The organism is Nostoc sp., assembly GCF_036917775.1.
In the GTDB taxonomy this organism is placed as follows: Bacteria; Cyanobacteriota; Cyanobacteriia; order Cyanobacteriales; family Nostocaceae; genus Nostoc.
Genome location: NZ_JBALEQ010000008.1, coordinates 1 through 12,269, shown reverse-complemented (window position 1 = coordinate 12,269; position 12,269 = coordinate 1). Strand labels below are relative to the sequence as shown.

The 12,269-nt window shown below is 43.5% G+C and carries 6 protein-coding genes; 4 read left to right on the top strand and 2 right to left on the bottom strand.

From position 1 onward, the window contains the following. Window positions 1-14: 14 nt before the first annotated feature. Window positions 15-1,349 (bottom strand): ATP-binding response regulator, encoded by a 1,335-nt coding sequence (locus V7K69_RS00685; protein WP_335030619.1) that lies wholly within the window; start codon window positions 1,347-1,349, stop codon window positions 15-17. A 1,370-nt stretch (window positions 1,350-2,719) separates the two neighbouring features. On the opposite strand from V7K69_RS00685, the gene V7K69_RS00680 reads away from it, so the two are divergent. Continuing rightward, a complete protein-coding gene (locus V7K69_RS00680) occupies window positions 2,720-3,442 on the top strand; it encodes a response regulator transcription factor (protein ID WP_012408175.1) in 723 nt (240 codons plus the stop codon). A gap of 133 nt (window positions 3,443-3,575) precedes the next feature. Here V7K69_RS00680 and V7K69_RS00675 read toward each other — a convergent pair whose 3' ends face one another. Next, window positions 3,576-4,940, bottom strand: coding sequence for a lipid-A-disaccharide synthase-related protein (locus V7K69_RS00675; protein ID WP_335030618.1), 1,365 nt, complete (start codon window positions 4,938-4,940; stop codon window positions 3,576-3,578). A 234-nt stretch (window positions 4,941-5,174) separates the two neighbouring features. Between V7K69_RS00675 and V7K69_RS00670 the strand changes: the two genes are divergently transcribed. The 3 genes from V7K69_RS00670 to V7K69_RS00660 all read left to right on the top strand — a co-directional run. Continuing rightward, the gene (locus tag V7K69_RS00670) at window positions 5,175-7,241 is read left to right on the top strand and encodes an outer membrane protein assembly factor (protein ID WP_335030617.1); all 2,067 of its coding nucleotides are present in this window, start codon (window positions 5,175-5,177) and stop codon (window positions 7,239-7,241) included. Between the two features lie 941 nt (window positions 7,242-8,182). Continuing rightward, a complete protein-coding gene (locus tag V7K69_RS00665; RefSeq protein WP_335030616.1) occupies window positions 8,183-9,277 on the top strand; it encodes a TIGR03032 family protein in 1,095 nt (364 codons plus the stop codon). A gap of 62 nt (window positions 9,278-9,339) precedes the next feature. Continuing rightward, window positions 9,340-12,269, top strand: a 2,930-nt coding sequence (locus tag V7K69_RS00660; protein ID WP_335030615.1) for an Ig-like domain-containing protein, incomplete at its 3' end; no start/stop codon positions are given.

The window sequence follows — 12,269 nt, the reverse complement described above, 5'->3', positions numbered from 1 at the left end:
TAATTTGAAGTAATTTATTGTTTAAATTTAGGATATCCTATCGGTGCTTGTCTAGCTTGAGAAGATAACTGATGGTGATTTTTTGCTCTGCCAAAAATCCCGTCGCTCTTTAATTGTAAATTGGGAGGATCATCAGCCACATTTTGTAATGTGATTTGACGCGGCAATTCAATTTTAAACGTTGAACCAATGCCCAATTTACTCTCCAGAAAAATTTTGCCGCCCATCATTCGCACCAATGAATCTACAATTGCCAAACCCAGACCTGTCCCTGAATATTTGCGAGTGATAGTTTGATCGACTTGGCGAAATGCTTCAAAGATACGTTTAAAATCTCTGTATGCTATACCAATACCTGTATCCCGAACAATAATTACCACTTTATTTGTAGGTAGTTCCTTAACCTCAACCCAAATCTCACCAGAGTCTGTGAACTTAATGGCATTGGAAAGTAGGTTAGTTAAAATTTGTCTGATTCGAACAGGATCGTTAAATATCAAAGGATTTTGCAAATCGGTTTGCACTAACAATGACAGCTTTTTAGCATCAGCGAGGGAACGCATTTCACCTACAGCGAGATTTATCACCTTTGATACATCAAATATTTCCGCTTTTAAGTCTAATCGTCCTATCTCCAGCTTAGAAAAGTCAAGAACTTCATTGAGTAGCATCAGTAAATGCTTCCCATTATTCAAGATGCGCTCAACCATATCTGCTTGCTGGTTGCTTAGTTGACCGAACTTAGGACGCAGCAGTATTTGCGAAAAACCAATAATCGCATTCATCGGCGTTCTGAGTTCGTGGGACATAGTGGCCAAAAAATGTGATTTTAACCGTGATGCCTCCAACAGCTTAAAGTTTTGTATTTGAATCTGTTCTTGTTGTCTCTCCAATTCTTGGTTCTTACGAATGAGTTTTTCATTACTTTCTCTCAGCTGCTCTTTTACCAAAGCTGCCTGCATTTCAGCCCGATAAATCCGAATCGTACTCCGCAAAACCTGTGCCAAGTTTTCTGGTGATATCCTAGACTTAGAGAGATAGTCTGTAGCACCAGCTCTAATTAATTCAATAGATATTTGTTCATCTCCTTGACCAGTCAAGACTACTATAGGAACTTTAATTTCCGAAAAACGTAGCCGTTGAATTAAGGTTAGTCCATCCTGGTTTGGTAAATCATAGGCGAGGAAAACACAATCATAAGCAGTACTGCTTAAGGTAGAAAACGCATCATTACCATCGCCGACTTCAGACAGTTCCATCTGAATACCTGCTAGCGTCAAGCCCTGACAGACTACCATCCTGTTTACTTCGTCATCGTCTACAACCAAAATTTTCAGCGTCTCTTCCATCGTTTTTTATTTTTGCCGCCAAATATAGCTTGATGTATAACATTTCTCTTTTGAGATTATCCAATTAAAAAAAATATAATATTTTCGGATATCTAAAATCTGTAACTTGATTAACTAAGGCGTTTAGTCAAATATCCAATACTTGTTTAGTTTTGCTCTCATCTTGACAAAGTTAGGCAAGATGATAGGCTTGAGGATATATCTGGCTAGATTTAAGTCGTCAGTTTTCACTTGGTGTTGATCTTGATTTGAGGTTTTCATTACAATTACAGGAGTTGATTTCAAAGCTAATTCTTGGGTTAAATTTAGTCTGTTGTATCCTAATATGTTTAGTTTGCCAGACTGTTGAAATTAAACTTCTAGCAAACTACCAATAGCTTTCAAAAAACTAGCAACTAACAAATCGAAAACTATTGCTCTAGGCACAAACAGACAAAACTGATATAAAGTAAAATAAAATACTCTACTAAGCTTAAACCAATTGTAAATGAGTCAGCAAGCGACCGTCGTCAGCCATTGGTGAGAGTTGCATAACATTATCGTGTACCATAAGCTTGAGCAGTTTTAACCATTAGATTTGGTTAGACCAGGTAAATAAGAAAGTGCTTCTTATACCTATTTTTGAATCACAACTAATGCTACATCCTGCAATTTCAACAATTTTCTTAACGATCGCAAACTTTCACAGTTGGGAAAATTCCCAAAACCCCCTCGCAAATTTTAGGAAGAATACAAGCCCTTCTAAGCCTTTTGGCATTAAAAAGATTACTTGCCCACTTTGACTGCTGAAGGGTTTAACTTTTGAGCCATAAGTCGCCCACCATCTGAATGCACGAGTAATTACCCCATGCAGTTGTAGTTGAATTCCTTTTGAGATTGTCCACCATTGAGCCTGACTTTTCACGTGATAGGGAAAAGAAGAGGCGAAACCTAAACCCCTAGCCCCCAACCCTACAAGGTTTGGGGGAGAATTTAAAACCTGTTTCCTATAAGGAAAAAGGAATGGAAATGAGGTTTTCCAGATCCCGTTAAAAGTCAGCACTTCGTCCATTTTTGTAAGCTTTTTTCAAAGCTTTGTACAAGATAATAAGAAATAACTAATGGAAGATGGCAACTAAAAGCCGAATTCTGAGCAAGGGAGAGCAATTTGGCATTCGTCTCAATATTTCATACTTTTTGTGCAAGTATCTATATATCTCCAGCTAGATATGTCCTCTATCTAAATATCTAAAAATAGTAAATTTATTATTTCTAGCGATGGATGCAGACTGATTAAAATATCATCTATCTTTGGTTTGGGGAAATAAGAGAAAGCGCTAACGAAAGGTAATACTTTGAAAGATGCAAACAGCGTAAGAGCGGGTATAGCGATGAATGAAATTAGCATTATTTTAATTGAAGATCATGACTTAACACGAATGGGGCTAAGAGCGGCATTACAGTCTCATAGCGCCTTGAAAGTAATAGGCGAAGCAGCAAATGCTACTCAAGGACTAAAACTTTTGGAAACGGCAAAGCCAGATGTAGCTGTTGTAGACATCGGTTTACCTGATATGGATGGCATTGAACTCACCCGTAAATTCAAACGCCATCAAGCTGAAACTGGTCAGACGACAACGAAAATTCTGATCCTAACAATGGATCACACTGAAGACGCTGTACTTGCAGCTTTTGCAGCAGGTGCTGATTCTTATTACATGAAAGAAACAAGCATCAGTAAATTAACTGAGGCGATTCAAGCAACTCACGGCGGTAACTCTTGGATTGATCCGGCAATTGCCAATGTGGTATTGCGGAAAATGCGTCAAGGTATTCCTGGAGAAAGCCAAAATTCTGATAAGCCGAAGACTGTAAAAATTGAGGCGCTAGCGTCCGAATACGAGCAAGTTTTAGAAACATATCCCCTGACTCAACGGGAATTGGAAATCTTAGAATTGATTGTAGCTGGGTGTAGCAATGGGCAAATTGCCGAGAAACTCTATATTACAGTTGGTACCGTAAAGACTCATGTTCGTAATATTCTAAATAAATTATGTGCTGATGATCGTACCCAAGCTGCCGTCAGGGCCTTACGTTCTGGTTTAGTAGCATAAGGAGTGCTGGGTGGGGAGTGCTGTACAGGGATAGCGGAGCGTCTAGCTTGTGAGGATTAAAGATTGGGAAGATAAGGGAGTCGGGGAGCAAGAAAGTGAAAGAGATGAACGAGAACTAATGCCCAATGCCCCTTCAACTCAATCGTTCTTGTAAACATTCTGCAATGCGTAGTGCAGCTCCTGGTTTACCCATACGCCGCAGTCCATTTTCGGCTATAATTTGCAAAATATCAGGATCTTTGAATAGAGACTGGACAACCTTCGCTACTTCTGTCGGCTGCTCAATTAAAATCAAAGATGAGCCTAAAAGACGACTTTGAGCTTCAGCAAAGGCAGGATTATATTGGGGACCATTACCGGGAATAGCGATCGCAGGTTTCCCTAAACCGATAAACTGTTCTGTGCCTGTACCTGCCATTGCGATCGCAAAATCTCCCAAATGTAAGCAGTCATTATAGGCTTGTTGAGTCAGCAAAAGATAAGCATTTCTTTGTTTAAATGTCAATACATTTGGATCGGGAAGTTGGATAGGACATACCGATTCTGGTCGCCAGCCTTGGGATTGCACGCTTTGGGATAAAATATTAGAGTCTAAACCAGGAGCGATCGCACCTAAAAATACTACTCTGTTAGAAGTATAGAAAATTGAATCTCGCTCCTGGAAACTTGCCATCAGCGCAGATACAGCAATCATAATTTTTTCCCAGTTGGCGTATGCCTCTGGCGGACGAGAACCAGGAAGAAGAGTCACTACAAAAGGCCGAACTATCTCTTGTTGTTCGCTATCCTGACTATAAAATTGTTGGCGTGAAAAGGTCGGTTGCAAACTATCCATCATGGGATTACCCAAATTAAAAGCGGGAATTGGCCATTGTTTTAATGTTTCCGTCGTCAGCGCATCTCTGGGAAACACTGCTTTACAACGGCGACGGCTCATTAACCAACGTTCCCAAGGATGGTAGACAGAGCCAGAAAAGTTTTCCCAACGTGCGTCTTTGGATTTCCGTGGTAATAATCCAGCTTCATCGCGCACATAATATTCAGATTTCGCCGTACCCACAAAAGCATAATTAGCGCCACTAAAAGTTGCAAACAAAAGAGGGACGATATCTCCCACAGCTAAAATTGCTCTTTTATTACCTAATTTTTTTTGGGAACTCACCCATCGGCGGACAGCTTTAATCTGGCTGAGGGTAAGTTGCAATAAACCACCGCGTACATCCCGCGCCAACTGGCGGCCATCCATATAAATAAAGCCGCCAGAAGGCATAGTGCGGACTGAACCAATGAGGGGGATATCCAACTGTTGGTAAGCACGTCCTTCACCCACCAGAGGTAAAGCAAATATCTCTGGTGGGTTTGATTGTCGTTGGAGTTCTTGCAAAATCCGAACTGCAATTACATCTTCCCCATGACCATTACTTAATACAAGTAACCTTAAAGGAGAAGTTGCAGCTTGGGAGTTAGAAGCTACAGATAAGCGGGATGAATTACTCATAAGAAACAAAATATCAAAATTAACTGTCGTTTGGGTAAGAGGTGTAAATAGGGAAAATCGGCGAATAAGCTGGAAGTTAGTATTATCGCTATTTCTTTGCTTTCCTACAACTAATGCCAAATTCTCAAAGGATGTATTGTTTAAAATTATTGGAAAAGCTTTTTAATCAAGTCTTTTAATCTAAAATCTAAAATCCAAAATTGATATAACTCCCTATTAATTAGGTTAAATATTATGCGAGTTTCTGCTACTGCAATTTTTACTTTAGCTACTTTAGCTGCTGCCAATGTCACTCAGCAAGCAACGGCTGCATCTGCTAAAACCGTTACTCCAACAGCAAAAGCCGGTAACTTGGTAGTGCCGATAATTGAAGACACTCCTGCACGGATAGAGACAATTGCTTCCCCAGAAACCATAGTTGCACAACAATTTTCTCAAAATCCCGTCGCCGCACAAACAGGTGCAAGCAAAAATTCCCCAGTAGTCTTAAAGTCAGCAAAAGAATTAAGTTCCCAAGCCATCCTCCCTACTTCCCCCTCACCATCTCCCAAAACCCCTGCTACTGAGAGGGATTTGGTAGTCACAGCTACAGACGTACAGGTAGTGGGAGCCAATCAAGAATTGCAGGAGATTATTCGTAAAGTCATTAAAACCCAGGTAGGTGGAGAAACCAGTCAAAGCCAGCTACAAAAAGATGTAGCTGCAATTTTGGATACAGGTTTATTTAGCAATGTCAGTGTGAATAGCTTTAGCACACAGGCTGGATTGAATGTAGTTTATCAAGTACAACCAGTAATTGTGCGATCGCTGCAATTATCTGGTGCTAAAGTCCTCACCTACCAAGTGGCCCAACAAAAGTTGCAATCTCAGATTGGAACCACCATCAGTCCTGCTGGACTCCAGCAAGCAGTAGTACAAATTAATAAGTGGTACGCCGACAATGGTTATAATTTGGCACGGGTGTTATCAATTAAACCCAGTTCTCAAGGCATTCTCACCATTAATGTTGCTGAAGGCTTAGTGAGTGATATCAAATTTCGCTTTGTCAACGATGAGGGAAAAACCGTTGATAGCAAGGGTAATCCCGTCGGAGGACGCACCAAAGCAGATTTTCTGCAACAGCAACTCAAGCTAAAACCTGGTCAAATCTTCCAAGAAAATGTCGTCAAGCAAGACATCCAACAGCTATATCGCACTGGTTTATTTGAAACAGTGAATGTTGCTTTAGAAGGAGATGCGACAAAACTTGATTTAGTCTACCAACTTAAAGAAACTGGGGCGCGTGGTGTTAACTTGGGTGGTAGTTACAATGCAGATCAGGGATTAACAGGCACAATCAGCTATCAAGATCAGAATGTTGGCGGTATTAACGATACATTAGGTGTGAATGTTGGCGTAAGTAGCCGGGACTTGCAATTTAATAGCAAATTTGTCAGTCCTTATCGGGCAACAAACCCCGATCGCTTGGGGTACACTGTGAATGGTTTTCGGAATCGGGAACTTTCGGAAACCTTTGATGACAAGATTAAGCTAGCTAACGGCGACAAAGTGCGGGAAGGTCAAATTGGTGGGAGTGTCAGCTTACAGCGACCAATTGACAACTGGAATACCTCATTAGGATTAAACTATACCCGAACTAGTATTCGCGATCGCCAAGGTAATATTACCCCAACTGACGCTCAAGGCAATCCCCTATCTGCTAGTGGAACTGGTGTTGATGACTTAACTACCGTATCCTTCACCGCCACCAAAGACCAACGAGATAATCCCTTCAACCCAACTCAAGGTTCCATTTTGAGTTTGAGTACAGAACAATCTGTGCCCATCGGTCAAGGTAATATTTCCCTAAATCGTCTCAAAGCCAATTACAGCCAATATCTACCAGTCCAGTTATTTAACACCAAACAGCCACAAGTATTTGCTGTGAACGTCCAAGCTGGTACTGTGCTTGGGAATTTACCGCCTTATGAAAGCTTTAACTTGGGTGGTTCCAATTCAGTGCGCGGTTACGATTCTGGAGATGTGGGAAGTGGCCGCAGTTATGTCTTAGCTTCTGCTGAATATCGTTTTCCCGTCTTACCAATCGTAGGGGGTGTATTATTTGCCGACTTTGCTTCAGACTTAGGCTCAGGTGATACTGTATTAGGAAATCCGGCGGGTGTGCGAGACAAACCCGGTTATGGTTTTGGTTATGGGGCTGGAGTCCGCTTAAATTCACCACTAGGTTTAATTAGGGCTGATTATGGCATTAATGACCAGGGAGAAAGCAAAGTGCATCTAGGTATAGGTCAGAGGTTTTAACCTTGATTTCTTCTAAGGAACTTGCGCTCAAAGTCTTATAAAATCGTACTTTTTGATTTTCTTAGGGCGCAAGTTCCTTCCATCTATGTTGGGTTGCGATCGCCACCCATTATTCGCTCACAAGTGAGAAATCAAGGAGTGTGGGAGGTGTGGGAGGATGGGGAAGAAATCTGACCCCACACTCCCCTGCCTACAGTATCGTGAGAAATCCGGGTTTAAGCATCAGTCAAGTTGCTTCTCTACGAGACGCTGCGCGAACGCTCCAATTAAAAATTATTAATTAAGAATTACAAGACGCTCTCTACAAGACGTTGCGCGTAGCTTGCTTCGACCTAGTAGTTCGCCAAGTGAACTTGGCGGGGTAAAGGGGAAGGGGGAAGGGGTAAAAGGTTTAAATCCCTTACCCTTTTCCCTTTCCCCTTTACCCAGTCCTCACAAGCGCATTTTTGGGTTGGCAGACTACTAGGAGTATGCGGTTCGTTTATCAATTACCTCAAAACTAATGGGATAGACCATTGGTAGGGGCAATTCATGAATTGCCGCTATATTTCATAGCTTGATGCTTAAATCCTAAATTTATTTCTTGTAAATCCCTTATATAAAGCTTGCATGAACTTGATTTTTGCTTACGCGAGGGTGTCATCAGCTTATATTGATAAAATTTACTTATGTAAGTTTAGCAAAAGTCATTACTACAGAATGATTTATGAAACAATAAAAAAATGCGTATTCATCAATTTTAATCAGCAAACAAAATATATTCAGACAAAGAATAAAGTTAATATGATGTTTATGTGACAATGTATAAGATTTGACAAAAACTTATACATCTTCAAGATTTGGTGAAGCAGTTTATGTGATTTTACTTAAGAGATAATTGAAAAGGCAAAAAACCTACATCGGGATAGGATAATTTTTTATCCTCCTCCCTGGTAGAAACAATGAATCAAAATCCTGTAACTGCAACTAATAGCTTAGAAATAAATGCCTCACGGCAGTTTACCCCTTGGCTGTTGGAACAGAATCTCAGTCTAGCTTTCACTACATATCAAGCAGGTAAATTATTTTTCATCGGCTTGCAACAAGGCGGCAAACTATCAGTATTCGAGCGCACCTTTGAACGCTGCATGGGTTTGTATGCCTGTGGCAACAGTTTGTATATGAGTTCGCTTTATCAACTGTGGCACTTTGAAAACATCCTACAACCGGGGCAAGTTCACGACAACTATGATGCTGTTTATTTGCCCCAGATAAGTTATGTGACGGGAGACTTAGACATTCATGATATCGCCCTGAGTAATTCCTCATTCCCAAACGGCAAAATTCCCAGTGGTGGCTTAAATGATTTAGAGAATCTCATATTTGTCAATACCTTATTTAGCTGTTTAGCCAAAGTTAGTTCCACCCATAGCTTCATTCCCCTATGGCAACCGCCATTTATTAGTAAATTAGCAGCAGAAGATAGGTGTCATTTCAACGGTTTGGCAATGCGAGATGGTCAACCCAGATATGTGACTGTTGTTAGTCAATCAGATGCAGCGGAGGGATGGCGGGACAGACGGGCAGATGGTGGTTGCGTCATTGATGTAGAGAGTAACGAGATAGTAATTAAGGATCTTTCTATGCCCCATTCTCCTCGCTGGTATCGAGACAAATTGTGGTTACTCAACTCAGGGACAGGAGATTTTGGCTACGTAGATTTGGAACTAGGCAGCTTTGAACCCGTGGCTTTTTGTCCAGGATATATGCGTGGTTGTGCATTTCATGGCAACTTTGCGATCGTAGGTATTTCTCAGCCGAGGCACAACAAAACTTTTAGTGGTTTGCCCCTAGATGAAAAATTGCAACAAAAAAACGTCGAACCTCGGTGTGGGTTGCTGGTGATTGACTTGCGGACTGGGGATATTGTGCATTCCTTGCGAATCGAAGGAGCCGTACTGGAATTATACGACGTGGTGGCACTACCAGGGGTGCGTCGTCCAATGGCGATCGGCTTTAAGAGTGATGAAATTCGGCGGATGGTGACGATGGGATGAGTCTAGAGGTGAAATATTCACGTTTCTAGACTCGATAAACAACACAAGGAGAATCAACAATAATGGCGAATGCAGTTTTAAATTTATCTGACCTCAACGGCAGCAACGGCTTTGTAATTAACGGCATTGATAGATATGACGAATTAGGCATTTCTGTCAGCAATGCGGGGGACATCAACGGCGACGGCATTGATGACCTGATTATTGGGGCGGCAGGGGAGAGCTACGTGGTGTTTGGCAGCAGTAATGGCTTTGAACCTAGTTTCAACCTTTCATCTCTCAATGGCAGCAACGGCTTTGTAATTAACGACATTGATCTTGACCGCTCAGGCTTTTCCGTCAGCAGTGCCGGAGACATCAACGGTGACGGTATAGATGACCTGATTATCGGGGCAAGTACTGCCTACGCTAACGGTCAGGATAGAGCAGGGAAGAGCTACGTGGTGTTTGGCAGCAGTACTGAGTTTGGAGCCAGTCTCAACCTTTCATCTCTTAATGGCAGCAAAGGCTTTGTGATTAACGGCATTAATAACCGTGACTTTTCAGGCAATTCTGTCAGCAGTGCGGGGGATATCAACGGCGATGGCATAGATGACCTGATTATCGGGGCACTATTTGCCTCCCCCAACGGCAGGGGTGATGCAGGGGAGAGCTACGTGGTTTTTGGCAGCAATAGTGGTTTTGAAGCTAGCTTCAACCTTTCCTCTCTCAATAGCAGCAACGGCTTTGTGATTAATGGCATTGATGCGTATGACTACTCAGGCAGGTCTGTCAGCAGTGCGGGGGACATCAATGGCGACGGCATAGATGACCTGATTATCGGGGCAGATCGTGCCGACCCCAACGGTCAGTTAAATGCAGGGGAGAGCTACGTGGTGCTTGGAAGCAATAGTGGTTTTGAAGCTAGCTTCAACCTTTCATCTCTCAATGGCAGCAACGGCTTTGTGATTAACGGTGACTCTGGCTCATCAGGCTTTTCCGTCAGCAATGCGGGGGACATCAACGGCGACGGCTTTGATGACCTGATTATCGGGGCACCTGGTGCCTCCCCCAACGGTCAGTTTGGTGCCGGGGAGAGCTACGTGGTGTTTGGCAGCAGCAGTGGTTTTGATGCCAGTTTCAACCTTTCATCTCTCAATGGCAGCAACGGCTTTGTAATTAACGGCATTGATAACGGTGACGAATCAGCCATTTCTGTCAGCAGTGCAGGGGACATCAACGGCGACGGCTTCGATGACCTGATTATCGGGGCATTTTTTGCCGACCCCAACGGTCAGTATAATGCCGGGGAGAGCTACGTCGTCTTTGGTCGCAGCAGTGGCTTTGGCGCAGGATTCAACCTTTCATCTTTGGATGGTAACGAGGGTTTTGTAATTAACGGCATTGATGCAGATGACCGCTCAGGCCGTTCTGTCACCAGTGCGGGGGACATCAACGGCGACGGCTTTGATGACCTGATTATCGGGGCATATCGTGCCGACCCCAACGGTCAGTTTAGTGCTGGGGAGAGCTACGTCGTCTTTGGTTTCGCATCTCCTACACCTACTAATAAACCTCCTGTCACGGTTAATGACACAGCTACTACTGACGAAGATACTGCCTTTAATATAGATATACTAGCTAACGACAGCAACTTCCAAACTGTGACCGCTGTCAATGGTAGGACAGTTGTTGTTGGCACTGCCATTGCCTTGAGTTCTGGTGCTTTAGTTACCCTTAATGCTGATGGCAGCTTGACCTACGACCCGAATGCTTCATTTGATTTTTTGGCTGTTGGTAAAAGCGGTACTGACAGCTTTACATACACCACCAACAATGGCAGCTTGATTAATACAGCTAGCGTCAACTTGACCATTAATGGAGTCAATGATGCGCCCAAAGTTGCTTCAGTTTTTAACCTCTCCTCTCTTAATGGTAGCGACGGCTTTGTAATTAACGGCATTGATGGCGTTGACTTTTCAGGCCGTTCTGTCAGCAGTGCGGGGGACATCAACGGCGATGGCTTTGATGACCTGATTATCGGGGCAAGTGATGCCGACTCCAACGGTCAGTTTAATGCAGGGGAGAGCTACGTGGTGTTTGGCGGCAGTACTGAGTTTGAAGCCAGTTTTAACCTCTCGTCCCTTAATGGCAGCAACGGCTTTGTGATTAACGGCATTGATGATGGTGACTACTCAGGCAGTTCTGTCAGCAGTGCGGGCGACATCAACGGCGATGGCATAGATGACCTGATTATCGGGGCATCACAGGCCAACAGTCAGTTCAATGCAGGGGAGAGCTACGTGGTGTTTGGCAGCAGTAATGGGTTTGATGCCAGTTTTAACCTTTCATCTCTCAATGGCAGCAACGGCTTTGTAATTAACGGCATTAATGCAGGTGACTTGTCAGGCAGTCCTGTCAGCAGTGCGGGGGACATCAATGGCGACGGCTTCGACGACCTGATTATCGGGGCATCAAGTGCGGACCCCAACAGTCAGGACGGATCCGGGTCAAGCTACGTAGTGTTTGGCAGCAGTAATGGGTTTGGAGCCAGTCTTAACCTTTCGTCCCTAGATGGTAGCAACGGCTTTGTGATTAACGGCATTGATAGTCGTGACTTCTCAGGCAATTCTGTCAGCAGTGCGGGGGACATCAATGGCGACGGCTTCGACGAACTGATTATCGGGGCAGGCTTTGCCGACCCCAACGGTCAGTATAATGCCGGGGAGAGCTATGTAGTGTTTGGCAGCAGTAATGGGTTTGGAGCCAGTCTTAACCTCTCATCCCTTAATGGCAGCAACGGCTTTGTGATTAACGGCATTGATAGTCGTGACTACTCAGGCAATTCTGTCAGCAGTGCGGGGGACATCAACGGCGACGGCTTCGATGACCTGATTATCGGGGCACAAAGCGCCGACCCCAACGGTCAGCTTTTTGCCGGGTCAAGCTACGTAGTGTTTGGCAGCAGTAATGGGTTTGGAGCCAGTCTTAACCTTTCGTCCCTGGATGGCAG